Raw genomic sequence first — 14,730 nt, forward strand, 5'->3', positions numbered from 1 at the left:
GGGAGGCGCGCGGCAGGAGAGGCGGAGGGGCAGCGATCAAGCCGGATTGTCAGCCGGCACCGTCTCGATCGCTGCCAGAACATGCCGAGTTTCGCTGAGATAGGCTTGCATGGACGACTTGTCGTGCTCGATGGAATGGCATTCCTCGACCGTCTGTTCCAGCGCCGCCAACTGCTCCCTCAGCGCATCTGCCTGGTCGGGCGAGCGGACGGAATGGGCGAGGTCCGCGAGCCGGGCGGCAATCCGCATCAGCACGAGCGGCTGGTCGGCGCCCGCCTGGCGGATCGATCGGAAGCCGGTGTTGAGCATGCGGCGATAGTCGGAACGGCTGACGATCAGACGCAGCACTCCATCGTCATCGTGATACTGCCGATAGGGCAGGGGGCGCTGCTGCACTGCCTCGAAGGAGGCCGCCAGCCGGTCGACCACGGCGACTGCTGTGAAGGGGTCGTTGATCCCCGGCGAAAGGGCCCGAACCGCGATCTCGGTCAGCTGTCGTATGCTGAATTCGAGGTCCTGCGCGGTGGTGTTCTGCAGCCCGATGGTGAAGCAGGCACGCAAGGCTGCGATCGTCTCGTCGTCTATGTCAGTCCCTTCGCCGGTGTCTCCGGTAAAAATCGTGAAATGATCGCCTTCCGCCAACAGATACTGACCGGCCCTCACGGCCACGTCGATCCGCAGATCCTTTTCTACCGCGATGCGGGTCAACGCGGCATAATCGATCACCTGTACGTGCCCGACCGTCCTTAATGCTACCGGCTGACCTATGCCTGCAAAACGGGCAGCCTCTTCGACATGTTTCGTCGGTTCGCCGGGCAAAACCTCATCAAGGGTCACCAGCAGATTGCGATGCAGAGCCTGCACCATGTTGTCGGCGATGATCAGCCGCGCCACCTTGTGAATGTAGAACAAGAGCGACATCAGGCAGATCACGGTCAGCAGGCTGCCGACCGAGATCGCCATATGCGGAACGCCGTCTTTGCCCAGCGTGTCGGAAATCATCCGCAAAACGAGGATGAGGTAGAGGATCGTGCCGATGAATAGACCGATGACGGACTGGATCTGCCGGTCGGACATGAACTGCGAAATCAGCCGTGGACCGAGCTGGCTGGCGGCAAGCGTCAGGATGACGAAGGTCACGGAGACAACGAGCGACGTCATCGTCATCAACCCGGCCAACAGGCTGCTCAGCAGTTGCCGCGCTGTCTCGGCCTCGCCGCTATAGAGCCACCATCCCGCGCTCACGACATCGGGCCCCAGAAGGTGTCCATAGCTGATCAGCAGTATGGCGAGTAGGGCCGAAAGGCCCGAAAAGATGAGAGGCAGAAGCCATAGCTTGCCACTGACGATATCGAAAAGATTGCGCGCCTTGTCCATTGTTCCACAACGTACAAGGCGGCAGTTTGCTCCGTAACCAAGAGTGAGAATCAGACAAGCTGTCGAGGCTCAAGGAGCGCCTTTTCAGGATCGGTTCTCCTCGATCGCCTCGAGATGGCCTTTCAGCCGCTTGAGACTATCACGCAGGCTCTCGATCTCGGCAATGTCGCAGCCGATCTGGTTGCCGATCGTCGAAAAGACTTCGAGCGCTCGACCCTTCAGGGCGCGCCCTTCCTCGGTGAGCGTGATGAACACCACGCGTTCGTCGGCCGCATCCCGGCGGCGCGAGACGTAATGGATCTGTTCGAGCCGCTTCAGAAGCGGCGACAGCGTGCCGGAATCCAGGCCGACCTTTTCACCCAGCGCCTTCACCGAGAGATCGTCCTCCTCCCACAGCGCCATCATCACCACATATTGCGGATAGGTCAGTCCTAGAGGCGTGAGCAATGGCTTGTAGGCGCGCGTGAAGGCATGTGCGGCGCCGTAGAGCGCAAAGCACAGCTGCTTGTCCAGCCTCAGTTCCTTTTCCAGCGTTTCGTCATCCATAGCCCTTGATGAACCCCTTTCGGCATCTATTGTTTCCACAGTGACCAAAACTGGCGCACATTTCAATGCGCAAAAAACAATTGCGCGCAATTCAATTGTCCACTATATAGAAATTCACCAACCGCAAAACAAGGAGAACATCCAATGGCTATTCTTTACACCGCACACGGACATGCCACCGGCGGCCGCTCCGGTCATGGCGCCTCCGACAATGGCGTCCTCGATGTCACGCTCACCACCCCGAAGGAACTCGGCGGCGACGGCGCAACCGGCACCAATCCCGAGCAGCTCTTTGCTGTCGGCTATTCAGCCTGCTTCCTCGGCGCGTTGAAGGCTGTTGCCGGCAAGGAAAAGGTGAAGATCCCGGAAAACGCCAAGGTCCACGCCGAAGTCGGTATCGGCCCGCGCGAAGACGGCACTGGCTTCGGCATCGAAGTGAAGCTTTCGGTCGAGATCCCCGGCATGGAGCGCGAACTGGCCGAGAAGCTGGTTGCGGCCGCCCACATCGTCTGCCCCTACAGCCACGCCATGCGCACCTCGACCGAAGTTCCGGTCTCGGTCATCTGATCGGTCTCAATTGAGATATCCACCGCCCGAAGGCCGGCCTCGTGCCGGCCTTTTTCATGTCCGCGTCGCATGCTCCCAAGCCGCGTCCATTGTCCGGGCCGGGCGCCGTCACTGCGCCGGTGCCAATCGCAACCGCCAGTCCAGCGGAAAGCGCAATAAGCGCGGAGGGGAACCCTTTGCCCTTGTTCCCGGTTGGACCTCGATACCCACAATCGAGGACGAAACCATGCAAACCACCACAGCCAATGCAATCTATGAGGATCATCGCCTGTCGCCGGATCTTCCGGTCAACGAGGTGACCCGTCACGAGATCCGCCGCAGCTACCCGGCATCCGCCTTCCGCGGGCCGCTGTTCGAGGGCCGCGACCGTGTGGCGCTCGCCATGGCGACAGTCATGTTGATCGGTCCGCTGGTCGCCCTGCCGCTTGGCCTCGGCTGAGGCAGCCGTCAGGCACTGACCTCCAGCAGTCCGCGGCGAAGGATCGCGGGGTCGGCCTGCATGCCGGCCTCGATCTCGCCATGCAGATCGGTCCAGATCGGCACAGCGCTGGACAGCGTACGCGCACCTTCCTCCGTCAGCCGCAGCCGCTTGCCGCGCTTGTCCTTCGGATCCGGCTCGATCGATACCCAACCGCGCGCCGAAAGCGGCTTCAGCGCGGCCGTCAGCGTGGTGCGATCCATGGCCAGAAGTCTGGCAACAGGCCCCATGGGCGGCGGTTCCGGCCGGTTCAGCGCCATCATCAGGGAAAATTGCTGGTTGGTCAGTCCGACCGGCTTCAGTGCTAGATCGAAGCGACGAGCGAGCGCGCGCGCCGCGCGCTGGGCATGCAGGCAAAGGCAGGTATCTTTGACGTGGATGGTCGTGGCGTAAGGAATCAGGGGCATGTTTGACATGGACTAAATATGTTGATATCAACCTAATTGTCAAGAGGAGGATCGGGAAAATGGAATATTCGGTTGTTTCGCGGGAAGAATGGTTGGAGGCCCGCAAAGCCTTGCTTCAGCAGGAAAAAGAACTGACCCGTCAGCGCGACCGGGTGAATGCCGCGCGCCTCGCCTTGCCCTGGGTGCGCATGGAGAAGGACTACCGCTTCCAGTCGCCATCGGGCGAAAAGACGCTTGCCGACCTGTTCGATGGTCGCAGCCAGCTGATGATCAACCATTTCATGTTTCATCCGGATTGGGAGGCCGGCTGCGAGGGCTGCTCCTTCTTCGCCGATCATATCGACGGCATGTTGCCGCATCTCAACAATCACGACGTGACCCTCGTCACCGTCTCCCGCGCGCCGCTCGAAAAGATCGAGGCCTATAAGCGCCGCATGAGCTGGCGCTTCCCCTGGGTCTCGTCAGCAGGCAGCGAGTTCAACTACGATTTCCATGTTTCCTTCACCAAGGAGGAGCTCGCCTCCGGTTCGGTGAACTACAACTTCCGCGAAACGCCGAGCGACCGGGCCTTTGACGAGCTGCCGGGTTTGTCCGCCTTCTACCGCAACGACGAGGGCGAGATCTTCCATACCTATTCGCAATATGCCCGGGGCGGGGAGGAGGCGCTGGGCACACTGATGATCCTCGACCACGCGCCGCTCGGCCGCAACGAGACGGGCACGCTGAGTTTCGTCAAGCGCAAGGACGAGTATGTCGCCAAGCCGGCTGAAAAGGCCGGTTGCTGCCACTGAGGAGGGTATCATGGAGTTTGCCAAGCCCAGCGAACATCACCATGTCCTCGACCGGCTGGTCGGCGACTGGCTCTTCCTGACCTCGACCGGGATGGAAGGCTACGACCCCGACGATCCCGAGAAGCGATGTACCGAAAAGATCCGCTCCATCGGCGGCCTCTGGGTGGTCGCGGAAGGTGAGGGCGGTATGGGTACGAAAGGCGGCCGTGCTACCATGATCATGACCCTCGGTTACGATCCGCGCCTCGGCCACTATGTCGGCAGCTGGATCGGGTCGATGATGGACAAGTTCTGGGTCTACAGGGGCTGGCTGGAAGATGACGGTCAGACGCTTGTGCTCGAGGCCAAGGGGCCGAGCATGCAGGACCCCGGACGGACCGAGACCTATCGTGATGTCATCCACTTCGTCGATGATGACACCAGAACCTTCTCGGGCAGTGTTCGCCAACCCGGCGGCAGCTTTCACACCTTCATGACCAGCGAAGCAAAACGCATCGGCTGATCGCCGACAGATTGAGAGAGGGACTGCGCATGCATGGCACATTCATCTGGCACGAGCTGATGACCCCCGATCCGGCCGCGGCCAAGGCCTTTTACGGCGCGCTGCTCGGCTGGGAGCCGACCGATATGGAGATGGAGGGCTTTACCTACACCACCTTCGCCGTACCCGGTTTCCCTTCCGGCGTGGCCGGAATGATGGCGTTGACCGAGGACATGAAAGGGCAGGGCATACCGCCCAACTGGACCGGCTATATCGCCGTCGACGATGTCGACAAGACGGCCGCCGAATACGAGTCGAACGGCGGCGCGATCCACCGCCCGCCGGAGGATATCCCCGGCATTGGCCGTTTCGCCGTCGTCGCCGATCCGCAAGGCGCCGTCGTCTGCCTCATGACGCCGAAGATGCCAGATGGTGAAACCGGCAGCTGGCCGACCCCCGGCAGCACCGGCACGGTCGGCTGGAACGAGCTGATGGCCGGTGATTGGGAAAAGGTCTGGGACTTCTACGCCGCCCGATTCGGTTGGGAAAAGGACATGGCAGTCGATATGGGAGATTTGGGGACGTACCAGACCTTCAAGCTCGGCGATCGCGGCATCGGCGGCATGATGAACAAGACGCCTGAGATGCCAATGCCCTATTGGGGCTTCTTTTTCATCGTCCCGGCCATCGATTCGGCGATCGACAGGATGAAGTCTCTCGGCGGGCAGTTGATGTTCGGCCCCCATGAGGTCCCCGGTGGCGCCTGGATCGCAGCCTGCCAGGACCCGCAAGGCGCCTATTTCAATCTGACGGCGGCGAAGAAATGACATGAAAGAAGCCGGGGCAGCATCCGCAGCCCCGGCTTCCTGGAATTTCTGACTTGGTGGTCGTTTGCGCTCGGCTCAGCCGCGCTTCACGGCCTTTTTCACGGCACGCTTCTTCGGTGCAGGGGCCTGCTCGGCTTCGAGCGCTTCCCGTTGCATGCGCAGCGCCTTCAGCGTTTCCGTCTTGCGTTCGCGCGCGGTCGCTTCCTGAGCGATCAGCGAACGGGCGACGCTGTCGGTCGTGGCGGCCTTGTCCTGCGGGGAAACCTTTTCAGGCTTGAAGAAGGTCTCTTTGGTGGCGGTCATGTCCGGATCCTTCCTGCAGCCTGGCTGCCTGTCTCGGCATGTCTGATCCCTGCCCGCGTCGCAAACTGTGTTGCGCCTTCGTGGCGGGGAGGGCGGGTCCGCGCGCCCGAGGGCGCACGGATCATAGCGTCATTAGCGCGTACGCACTGCCTTCTTCGGAGCCGGCAGAAGGCCTTCGCGCTGCATCTTCTTACGCGCGAGCTTGCGCTGGCGACGAATGGCTTCCGCCTTTTCGCGCACGCGCTTCTCCGACGGCTTTTCAAAGGCGCTGCGGGCCTTCATCTCGCGGAAGAGACCTTCGCGCTGCATCTTCTTCTTCAGCACGCGGAGTGCTTGGTCGACATTGTTGTCACGAACGAGAACTTGCACGGTCGTTTCCTTTCCGGGCGTTGATGCCCGCTTGTTTTCGAGTTTCAAAGGAGGGGATACGACAGGCTAACGCGCCATGCCCCGGCGAAGATCCCGACAAAATCGGGCAAAGATGTGGATCGCGGCTGATGGCTTCGATCACAGGATAAACAAAAAAGGCCGGGCGGAACCCGACCTTCCCTCGCCACTCAGCCCCCTCTGCCGGTAAATCCGTTATCAGCGGGGGCGAGCGACAAATTATTAAGCGGCGCGCAGGTTGTCGGCCGAGCTCTTGCCAGAACGCTTGTCCTGGACGATGTCGTAGCCGATCTTCTGGCCTTCGACGAGGTCGCGCATGCCGGCGCGCTGAACTGCAGAGATGTGGACGAACACGTCGGCAGAGCCTTCATCCGGCTGGATGAAACCAAAACCCTTGGTGCTGTTGAACCACTTTACGGTACCTGTGTTCATAACGATTTCCTTTCAATCGTTGGGCTTGCCGCCGAGACATTCGACGGCTGGTATATCGACGTTGAAGGAAATCTGGCGTGCGCTAAAAGCGCGTAGACAAAGTCGCTCGCAATCTTCGATGCCGGCAATATAGGGAAAGGATGGCGTCGATACAAGCAAAAACCGGAAAACCGCTGTTTCAAGGCTGTTCACGAAGCGAAAGGCGCGCGGGAAGCGGCGGAAAACATTGCAGAAAGCGGCTTTTGCACCGCGGCGAAAAAGTGATGTGGCAAGCCGTGGAATACGCTCCTTCAATATTTCTTCATCATATCGTGAAGGATCGATATTTTTTTCAACGCTATAGGCCGTTTCACGCAAAAACAGTACGACTTTCTTGACCTCTGCTTGCTACGACAACGCGCCACCTGCGGCTTGAAAAAGCCACCATCTGGCACGTCTCATCCCTCATCAACGGACCCTCCGATGAACAAGTTTCTCGCCGCAACCGCAATCCTCCTGATCACCGCGTCCACCGCACTTGCAGGCAGTTTTACCTTCCCCTCCGACGAGCCGGCCGCAACCGTGGAAATCCCCGATGATTGGCAGCCGACCGAGACCGATTACGGCGTCGAGGCGAACTCTCCTGACGCCGGCACCTATATCTCCTTCGACATTGCAGGCGCCGAAGACATGGACCAGGTCATGACCGACGTTTTCGGCTTCCTGGAAGAAAACGGTGTCGTGCCGGATCCGGCGTCTCAGAAAGAATCAAAGGACCAGCTGAACGGCATGCCGTTCGAGACCATCGACTGGAAGGGCACGGACAAGGACGGTCCCGTCTCCATCGGCGTGGGCATCATTGGCCTTTCTGACGAAAAGATCGCCATCGTCACCTACTGGGCATCCACGGAAACCGAAGCCCAGAACATGCCCGAAGTCGGAAAGATCCTCGCAACACTGAAGCCGGCCGGCTGATGAGCGCCGCTCGTCCCTGACCAGAAGACCAGCGTCCCGGTTCACAAGTGTTCCGGGACGCCATGCACAATGGCCGGCGAAATGCCGCAGCCGGACAAGCGACAGTGTTCCATGGCGACAAGGCCTCCATGATCTGATAGGAGAGGCCACCCGTTCCAGGAGTGACGGGCGATCTCTAAGTCACGAAAGCCAGCCGACCATGACCATTGCTGCGGGCCTCTCCTTCGGATGCCCCGTGTCGCGCGCCCCGATATCGGGCGTCATTAGCCTCTCTGCCGCCTTCCCCGATCAAACCAACCTTTCGGAGGCCGGCCTGTGAGCGCTGCATTCGATTACCGCGACGATCAAATCGTCGAAGACGAGACCCCTGACGCCAAGGCCTGGCTGAAAATCGTCAATACCTATCGCAAACCGGACCTGACGCGCTCGAGCTTCGAGCTCGGCGTCACGCTCGTGCCCTTCGTCCTGCTCTGGCTCGGTGCCTGGGCAAGCTTCGAATACGCCTTCTGGCCGGGCCTCGTGCTCGTCGTGCCGGCGGCAGCCTTCCTGCTGCGCCTCTTCATCATCCAGCATGACTGCGGCCACGGCGCCTTCTTCGCCCGTCGCTCGATCGACGACTGGACCGGTCGCCTGCTCGGCGTCCTGACCTTTACGCCGTATGACTATTGGCGCCGGGCCCATGCCGAACACCATGCGACCGCCGGCAATCTCGAGGAACGTGGCGTCGGCGATATCACCACGCTGACGGTTGCCGAATACAAGGCCCTGTCCCCGATGGGCCGCCTCGGCTACCGCCTCTATCGCAATCCGGTCGTGCTCTTCGGCATCGGCCCGATCTGGGTCTTCCTCTTGAAGCAGCGTCTGCCCTTCGGCATGATGAAGGACGGCGCTTTGCCCTGGGTCTCCACCATGGCAACGAATGCCGGCATGGTCATCATGGCGGCGCTGATGATCTGGCTTGCCGGCCTCGATGCTTTCCTCATCGTGCATCTGCCGATCGTGCTGCTCGCCGGCGCATTGGGCATCTGGCTCTTCTACGTCCAGCACCAGTTCGAAGACACCCATTGGTCCAACCCTCCGGAGTGGCAGTTCCAGCACGCCGCTCTCCACGGCGCCTCGCACTACGATCTGCCCTGGGGCCTGCGCTGGCTGACCGGCCATATCGGCGTGCACCATGTGCATCACCTGTCGAGCAAGATCCCCTTCTACCGTCTGCCGGAAGTCCTGCGCGACCACCCTGAACTGAAGACCATCAGCCGCATCACGCTGATGCAAAGCTTCGCCTGCGTGAAACTCGTCCTCTGGGACGAAGCCCGCGGACGCCTTGTGTCGTTCCGGGAAGCCAGGCGGATGGCGGTCGCCTGAGTCCACGACACGACTACCGGTTTTTCGCAAAGTCTTTACGCCCGTCGCTCCAGAAGCGGCGGGCGTTTCATTTGCAGTAGTGCTGGCACGTCTCTAACCGCCCTGGCCGGAGGTGTCCCACCCCGCCACCCACAACTTCCGCAGCCGGTCCCCCTCGCGGCGGAAATGTGCGCCTGTCGCCCGGCAGTCTCGCATCCGGTCAACCCGGAAATTACGGATGCCCTCGCGCAGCTCGCACCAGGCGACAACGACTTCCGATTCCGCGTAATGGATGACGGCGATCGGCCGGAGCCGCCGCGTCGTCGCCTGCTGCTGCTCGTTGACATAGTCGATGTCCAGCGTCTCCTCGTCGCGGATCGCCCTGCGGATCATCGCAAAGTCGATGGCCTCGGGCGCTTCTGCCACCCGTCCCCAGGCATAAAGCGTGCGCGAGATGATCGCCTCGCGCAGCGGGTCTGGAAGGGCAGCCGCAATCTTGTCCAGCACCCGGGCAGATGCCTCCCGCAGCTCCCTGTCCGCCGTGCGTTTGGTCAGCGCCATGCCAAGCACGATCGCTTCCGTCTCCTCGGGCGTGAACATCAGGGGCGGCAGGTGAAAGCCGGGGCGCAGGATATAGCCGATCCCGCGCTCGCCCTCGATCGGCACGCGCATCGCCTGAAGGGCGGCGATATCGCGATAGATCGACCTCTGCGTGACCTCCAGCTTTTCCGCCATCTGCTGAGCGGTTATCGGGTGGTTGGCGAGCCTCAAGGTCTGGATGATCTCGAACAGCCGGGAAGCCTTGCGCATGGATGAGGTCCTCATCACAACTGACACAGCTCTGTCAGTTGGCTCTCTCTATAGCATGTCCGAACAGGCTGAAAACAGGCGAAAAGCTGGATCGGCCATCCACTTTGCAGCATGGACAACTGACATGACCTACACCGAAAACCTCTGGCTTTTCACGCTTCTTCTGGCAGGCATCATCACCGTGCCCGGCATGGACATGATCTTCGTCATCGCCAATGGCCTGACCGGCGGCCGCCGCGCAGGCGTGGCCGCCACGTCCGGCATCATGCTGGGCGGCGTCTTCCACACGCTTTTCGGCACCATCGCCGTGACAGTCCTCTCGACGCTGGTCCCGCAGCTTGCCGGCCCCATGCTGGTGATCGGTTCGGCCTATATGATCTGGATCGGCTATACGCTGGCCAGAAGCGCCATCGTCATCGACGGCATTGAAGCCTCAAACCTGCACCGGACGGCCCGCATCTTCGGCCAGGGACTGATCACCTGCCTGCTCAACCCGAAGGCCTGGCTCTTCATCCTCGCCGTCTATCCGCAATTCATGCGCCCCGAATACGGCCCCTTCTGGCGTCAGGCGCTCGTCATGGGCGCGCTCACCCTCATGCTGCAGGGGCTGGTCTATGGCGGGCTTGCTTTCGCTGCGGCCAAGGGGCGGGATGCGCTGGTCTCGAAGCCTGAAGTCACCATCTGGATCGGCCGCGCCGCCGGCTGGCTGCTGGTTGCCCTGGCGGCGCTGATGCTGGTGGAAGGGTGGAGGAGTTGGTGAATGGCTCGGGAGGGCGGAACGGGGCAGGGGTCTTAAAGCCCCACCGCCTTTCGCAGCACCTCGTTCATCCGCGACTGCCATCCCTCGCCACCCGCCTTGAACCGCTCGATCACCTCTTGGTCGAGCCGCAGGCTGATCGCCTTTTTCGTTGTCTTCGCCTTGGGACGACCAAGCTTGCGGTCGATCGCTGCGGCGAGATCGGGATACACCTCGCGGAAGGGGCGGAACTCCTTCAATTCCTCTTCCGTCATTTCCGGGTTGTCGGGATCAGACGCACTCATCGCCTGGATCTCGGCTTCTTCCTCATCGGTCAGGGGACGTGCAGAGGAGAATTTGTTTTTCATGTCTCGCTCCTTTCCCGACGGCTCGCCGGACGCATGGAGATGATGGAGATTGCTTCGCGCCCCATCGGAAGAAAGACGACTGCGACGATAGCGCGACCCTGGAACTCTCCGACCGCGATCGCCCGACCGGTCTTCGCCGTCCGGATCGAAGCAGTCAGGAAAAACGACAGATCGAGTTCGGCAAAGTCGAGGCTGTGCTTCGCCAGATTCTGCTGCCGCTTCGGTTCATCCCAGACAATCACCGTAGTTCATGTATATACGGAAATTCCGCAAGCCGGCATCCTGCCAATCTGGGGTCTTTTCGTTCAGCCCCGGGCAGGCAACAGGATCACCGCTGCGCCGACAAGGCAGATCGCGGCACCCGTCAGGTCGAAGCGATCCGGCCGCTGCCCCTCGATCAGCCAGAGCCAGCAAAGCGACGCGGCGATATAGACCCCGCCATAGGCGGCATAGGCGCGGCCCGCTGCCTCGGAGGGGACCAGTGTCAACAGCCACGCGAACACCGCAAGCGACAGAAGGCCGGGCACGAGCCAGAGCGGCGAGCGGTCGAGTTTCAGCCAGGCCCAGAAGGCAAAACATCCGGCGATTTCGGCAAGGGCAGCCAGCGGATAGATCAGCAAGGTCATGGGCGCCATCCTGCCATCTCATCGGCGAGGGCGGAAGGGCATAATGGCATGAGGCCAGTGGCTCAGGCGGATCGCCCCTGCAGGTTGAGCACATGACAGACGCGCGGCAGAAGCTCCGCTTCCTTCGGGAAGCAGACGAAGAAGCCCTGCACGCTGTCGAAGCCGAGCTGCACGGCGATTTCCATCTGGTCTTCGTTCTCGACACCGGCTGCCGTGACGATCATGCCGAGATCGTGGCCAAGCGCGATGACATGGCGCACGATCGCCTTGTCGACGGCATTGGTGAGCGCACTGCGCATCAGCGAATGGTCGATCTTCAAGCGCCGGAAGCTGTGGTTGCGGAGCGCCGTAAGCCCTGCATGGGTCGCGCCGAAATTGTCCATGGCCAGCGAAAAGCCGCAGTAATGCAAGGCTTCGAGCGCCAGGCTGACCGGCTTTGCCAGCGGGCCATAGAAAGCCGGCTCTGCAACCTCGATCTCCAGCATATCGGGTGTCAGGCCAAAACCCTGCACCATGTCGGTCAGCCGCAGGGCAAAATCGCCGGAACACAGATCGAAGGCCGTGGCATTGACACTGATCCGCCCCATGTCGTGGCCCTCGGCCCGCCAACGCGCCGCCTGGCGCAGTGTCGTCGACAGCACGAAATCACGGATCGACAGCGACATCATGGGATCGCGAAAGACGGCGCGGAAGTCCTGCGCGGCCGCCAGTCGACCAGGCGCAATGCGCCAGCGCAGCAGTGTTTCCACACTGTCCACTTCCCGGTTATCGACGGAATAGATGGGTTGGTAGGTGAGCTCAAAGCGTCCGCGTTCCAGCGCGCGCTTTGCATTGTTGACCAGAACGACGTGATCCAGACTGCTGTCCAAGCTCGACCCCATGAATTCCCGGAGACAGGTCCGCGAATTGTATCAGTGATGAGTATATATCAGGTATGGTTGCACGGAAGTGAACAAAAACCCGCCGATAACGGCGAGCTTTCGTCACTCAGTTCTTGTGGCGCGCGAGAAAAACGCGAGCCTTCACCGGCGAAGACTGCCGAGGATACCGCGAACCAGGGCACGGCCAACCGAGGTCGCAACGGAGCGTGCCGCACTCTTCATGGCGGCCTCGATCACCGTTTCGCGCTGATAGCCGCCGGAGCGTTTCGTCGTTGTCGTCTTGCGGCTGTTCTGCGTCTCCTCGGGCTCGTCGCCGAAGCCGGGCAGGGTCCAGCGACCGGCAGCGCTGTCACCGCTGTCACCGCTTTCCGCCTTCTCCTCCGCCGCGCGCCGCGCTGCCTCGGCGTCTGCGGCCTTCTTCGCCCGGGCGGTGAGGATCTCGTAAGCCGATTCCGAATCGAGATCGATGTCGTATTGCCCGGCGACCGGCGACAGGTTCATCACCTTCTGCCGCGTGGCGTCGTCAATCGGTCCCACCTTGCCCGAGGGCGGACGGATCAGCGTCCGCTCGACCATGGAAGGAATGCCCTTGGCTTCGAGCGTCGACACCAGCGCCTCGCCGATGCCGAGCTGGGTGATGGTATCTGCACAGTCAAAAGCGGGGTTCGGCCGGAAGGTGTCGGCCGCTGTCTTGACCGCCTTCTGCTCCCGCGGCGTATAGGCGCGAAGCGCGTGCTGCACCCGGTTGCCGAGCTGGGCGAGCACGGTCTCCGGCACGTCGAGCGGGTTCTGCGTGACGAAATAGACGCCGACGCCCTTGGAACGGATCAGCCGCACCACCTGCTCGACCCGCTCGATCAAGACCTTCGGCGCGTCGTTGAAGAGAAGATGCGCCTCGTCGAAGAAGAAGACGAGCTTCGGCTTGTCGAGATCGCCCACTTCCGGCAGTTCCTCGAACAGCTCAGAGAGCAGCCAGAGCAGGAAGGTCGCGTAAAGACGCGGGTTCATCATCAGCTTGTCGGCGGCCAGAATCGAAATCGCCCCGCGCCCGTCATGGGTGGTGCGCATGATGTCGGTCACCTTGAGCGCCGGCTCGCCGAAGAAATTCTCCGCGCCCTGCTGCTCGAGGATCAACAATCCCCGTTGAAGTGTCGCGATCGAAGCCTTGGAGATGAGACCGAACTGGCTCGAAAGTTCGGACGTGTGTTCGGCCATGTAATTGAGCAGCGCCTGCAGATCCTTGAGATCCATCAGCGGCAGCCCACCCTCATCGGCAATCTTGAAGGCGATGTTGAGCGCGCCTTCCTGTGCCTCCGAAGCGTTCATCAGGCGCGAGAGCAACAACGGTCCCATCTCGGCCACCGTGGTGCGCACCCGATGGCCCTTCTCGCCATAGAGATCCCAGAAGATGACGGGGAATTCGGCGGGTGCGTAATCGGTAAAGCCGATCTGTGTCGCCCGCTGCGTGATCCAGTCCTTCGGCTCGCCCATGGCGGCAACGCCGGAAAGGTCGCCCTTGATATCGGAGGCAAAGACGGGAACGCCGGCCTCGGAAAAGCTCTCGGCCAGCACCTGTAGCGTCACCGTCTTGCCGGTACCCGTCGCGCCGGTGACGATGCCGTGGCGGTTGCCGTATTTCAGCGCCATGTATTCAGCCTTGTTCAGGCTGTCGTCCGGGTTGCGGCTGGTGCCGAGATAGAGCGAGCCTTCTTGCAGCATGCGGACGTTTCTCCCATCGTCATCAGGACTTCAGCTTGCTCTTATAGGAGGAGTGTGGAACATCGACAACGGTCGGATGTCTCACCTTGGTACGGTCCTTGGCGTCAAGGCGGTGTCGGGTGCTCTGCCGGGTCCGTCCTGTCCCCGGCAATTTTTGTCACCCCAGGGCTGGACCGCTTGAGTTCACCGTGAACATCCATTACGTTGACGTTAACGTCAAAATCGCCTCAGGAGGACTTCGAGAATGAGCGAAATCGTCACCCGCATCGCCGACAGTGTCGGCATTTCCCCGGAAAAGGCTGAAACAGCCCTTGGCATGATGCTCGGCTTCCTGCAGCGCGAAGCAGCCGACGGCCCGGTCGCCCGCATGATCGAAGCCATCCCCGGTGCCGCTGAACTGGTCGCCAAGCACAATGGCGAAGGCTCTGGCGGCGGCGGCCTGCTCGGCGGCCTGATGAGCGCCATCGGCGGCGGCGGCATCATGGGCCTCGGCCAGCAGCTGATGTCGCAAGGCCTCGGCATGGGCGAAATCTCGACGCTCGCCAAGGAAACCATGGCGGTTGCCCGCGAATACGCCGGCTCCGACGTGGTCGACGAAGTCGTCGCCTCGGTCCCGGGCCTCAGCCAGTTCGTCTGAAACGAGCGATAGGTGTGAAACGACAAAAGCCGCCGGGGCAACCTGGCGGCTTTTTTGCG

Annotated in this window: 22 protein-coding genes; 9 read left to right on the forward strand and 13 right to left on the reverse strand. The window is 61.5% G+C overall.

Annotated elements, in window-relative coordinates; genetic code table 11:
• Positions 1-36: 36 nt before the first annotated feature.
• Positions 37-1,377 (reverse strand): DUF2254 domain-containing protein, encoded by a 1,341-nt coding sequence (locus GH983_RS04495; protein ID WP_153761747.1) that lies wholly within the window; start codon positions 1,375-1,377, stop codon positions 37-39.
• 84 nt (positions 1,378-1,461) lie between these two features.
• Positions 1,462-1,923: a MarR family winged helix-turn-helix transcriptional regulator gene (locus tag GH983_RS04500; RefSeq protein ID WP_054151132.1), complete on the reverse strand. Its 462-nt coding sequence runs from the start codon at positions 1,921-1,923 to the stop codon at positions 1,462-1,464.
• A 144-nt stretch (positions 1,924-2,067) separates the two neighbouring features.
• Here GH983_RS04500 and GH983_RS04505 point away from each other — a divergent pair, with 144 nt between their 5' ends.
• Both GH983_RS04505 and GH983_RS04510 read left to right on the forward strand, forming a co-directional pair.
• Complete coding sequence (locus tag GH983_RS04505; RefSeq protein WP_054151131.1) at positions 2,068-2,490, forward strand: organic hydroperoxide resistance protein; 423 nt, start codon at positions 2,068-2,070, stop codon at positions 2,488-2,490.
• Between the two features lie 226 nt (positions 2,491-2,716).
• A complete protein-coding gene (locus tag GH983_RS04510; protein ID WP_054151130.1) occupies positions 2,717-2,929 on the forward strand; it encodes a hypothetical protein in 213 nt (70 codons plus the stop codon).
• Positions 2,930-2,937: 8 nt separating this feature from the next.
• Here the strand turns inward: GH983_RS04510 and GH983_RS04515 are convergent, their stop codons facing one another.
• Entirely contained in the window at positions 2,938-3,384 is a 447-nt protein-coding gene (locus GH983_RS04515; protein ID WP_069041873.1) for a MarR family winged helix-turn-helix transcriptional regulator, read from the reverse strand.
• A 50-nt stretch (positions 3,385-3,434) separates the two neighbouring features.
• Here GH983_RS04515 and GH983_RS04520 point away from each other — a divergent pair, with 50 nt between their 5' ends.
• From GH983_RS04520 to GH983_RS04530, 3 genes are read left to right on the forward strand one after another with little or no spacing between them, the layout of a single operon-like run.
• Positions 3,435-4,166, forward strand: coding sequence for a thioredoxin family protein (locus GH983_RS04520; protein WP_153761748.1), 732 nt, complete (start codon positions 3,435-3,437; stop codon positions 4,164-4,166).
• A gap of 10 nt (positions 4,167-4,176) precedes the next feature.
• On the forward strand, positions 4,177-4,668 hold the full coding sequence (locus GH983_RS04525) for a DUF1579 domain-containing protein (RefSeq protein ID WP_153761749.1): 492 nt from the start codon (positions 4,177-4,179) through the stop codon (positions 4,666-4,668).
• A 29-nt stretch (positions 4,669-4,697) separates the two neighbouring features.
• A complete protein-coding gene (locus GH983_RS04530) occupies positions 4,698-5,474 on the forward strand; it encodes a VOC family protein (RefSeq protein WP_153761750.1) in 777 nt (258 codons plus the stop codon).
• 75 nt (positions 5,475-5,549) lie between these two features.
• Here the strand turns inward: GH983_RS04530 and GH983_RS04535 are convergent, their stop codons facing one another.
• The 4 genes from GH983_RS04535 to GH983_RS04550 form a co-directional block, all read right to left on the reverse strand.
• Positions 5,550-5,777 carry a hypothetical protein gene (locus GH983_RS04535; RefSeq protein WP_006727163.1) on the reverse strand — a complete coding sequence of 76 codons (228 nt, stop codon included), beginning with the start codon at positions 5,775-5,777 and terminating at the stop codon, positions 5,550-5,552.
• Between the two features lie 132 nt (positions 5,778-5,909).
• Positions 5,910-6,146 (reverse strand): 30S ribosomal protein S21, encoded by a 237-nt coding sequence (gene rpsU / locus GH983_RS04540; protein ID WP_054151125.1) that lies wholly within the window; start codon positions 6,144-6,146, stop codon positions 5,910-5,912.
• Positions 6,147-6,386: 240 nt separating this feature from the next.
• Positions 6,387-6,596, reverse strand: coding sequence for a cold-shock protein (locus GH983_RS04545; RefSeq protein ID WP_006727165.1), 210 nt, complete (start codon positions 6,594-6,596; stop codon positions 6,387-6,389).
• A gap of 12 nt (positions 6,597-6,608) precedes the next feature.
• Positions 6,609-6,953 carry a hypothetical protein gene (locus GH983_RS04550; RefSeq protein ID WP_069041869.1) on the reverse strand — a complete coding sequence of 115 codons (345 nt, stop codon included), beginning with the start codon at positions 6,951-6,953 and terminating at the stop codon, positions 6,609-6,611.
• Between the two features lie 105 nt (positions 6,954-7,058).
• Between GH983_RS04550 and GH983_RS04555 the strand changes: the two genes are divergently transcribed.
• On the forward strand, positions 7,059-7,550 hold the full coding sequence (locus GH983_RS04555; RefSeq protein WP_054151123.1) for a hypothetical protein: 492 nt from the start codon (positions 7,059-7,061) through the stop codon (positions 7,548-7,550).
• 315 nt (positions 7,551-7,865) lie between these two features.
• Positions 7,866-8,915, forward strand: coding sequence for a fatty acid desaturase (locus tag GH983_RS04560; protein ID WP_069041868.1), 1,050 nt, complete (start codon positions 7,866-7,868; stop codon positions 8,913-8,915).
• A 93-nt stretch (positions 8,916-9,008) separates the two neighbouring features.
• Here the strand turns inward: GH983_RS04560 and GH983_RS04565 are convergent, their stop codons facing one another.
• On the reverse strand, positions 9,009-9,704 hold the full coding sequence (locus GH983_RS04565) for a YafY family protein (protein WP_153761751.1): 696 nt from the start codon (positions 9,702-9,704) through the stop codon (positions 9,009-9,011).
• Between the two features lie 124 nt (positions 9,705-9,828).
• Between GH983_RS04565 and GH983_RS04570 the strand changes: the two genes are divergently transcribed.
• Complete coding sequence (locus GH983_RS04570) at positions 9,829-10,464, forward strand: LysE family translocator (protein ID WP_153761752.1); 636 nt, start codon at positions 9,829-9,831, stop codon at positions 10,462-10,464.
• Positions 10,465-10,496: 32 nt separating this feature from the next.
• Here GH983_RS04570 and GH983_RS04575 read toward each other — a convergent pair whose 3' ends face one another.
• The 5 genes from GH983_RS04575 to GH983_RS04595 all read right to left on the reverse strand — a co-directional run bounded on the left by GH983_RS04575 (position 10,497) and on the right by GH983_RS04595 (position 14,034).
• Entirely contained in the window at positions 10,497-10,808 is a 312-nt protein-coding gene (locus tag GH983_RS04575; protein ID WP_153761753.1) for a BrnA antitoxin family protein, read from the reverse strand.
• Positions 10,805-11,050, reverse strand: a complete 246-nt coding sequence (locus tag GH983_RS04580; protein ID WP_153761754.1) for a BrnT family toxin — start codon at positions 11,048-11,050, stop codon at positions 10,805-10,807. The genes GH983_RS04575 and GH983_RS04580 overlap by 4 nt, the downstream gene beginning before the upstream one ends.
• Before the next feature lie 63 nt (positions 11,051-11,113).
• A complete protein-coding gene (locus GH983_RS04585; protein WP_153761755.1) occupies positions 11,114-11,434 on the reverse strand; it encodes a YnfA family protein in 321 nt (106 codons plus the stop codon).
• A gap of 62 nt (positions 11,435-11,496) precedes the next feature.
• A complete protein-coding gene (locus GH983_RS04590; protein WP_236759329.1) occupies positions 11,497-12,303 on the reverse strand; it encodes an EAL domain-containing protein in 807 nt (268 codons plus the stop codon).
• A gap of 153 nt (positions 12,304-12,456) precedes the next feature.
• A complete protein-coding gene (locus tag GH983_RS04595; protein ID WP_054151116.1) occupies positions 12,457-14,034 on the reverse strand; it encodes a helicase HerA-like C-terminal domain-containing protein in 1,578 nt (525 codons plus the stop codon).
• 244 nt (positions 14,035-14,278) lie between these two features.
• Here GH983_RS04595 and GH983_RS04600 point away from each other — a divergent pair, with 244 nt between their 5' ends.
• Positions 14,279-14,671, forward strand: coding sequence for a DUF937 domain-containing protein (locus GH983_RS04600; protein ID WP_153761756.1), 393 nt, complete (start codon positions 14,279-14,281; stop codon positions 14,669-14,671).
• Positions 14,672-14,730 lie beyond the last annotated feature (59 nt).

The organism is Agrobacterium sp. MA01 (assembly GCF_009650195.1).
In the GTDB taxonomy this organism is placed as follows: domain Bacteria; phylum Pseudomonadota; class Alphaproteobacteria; order Rhizobiales; family Rhizobiaceae; genus Allorhizobium.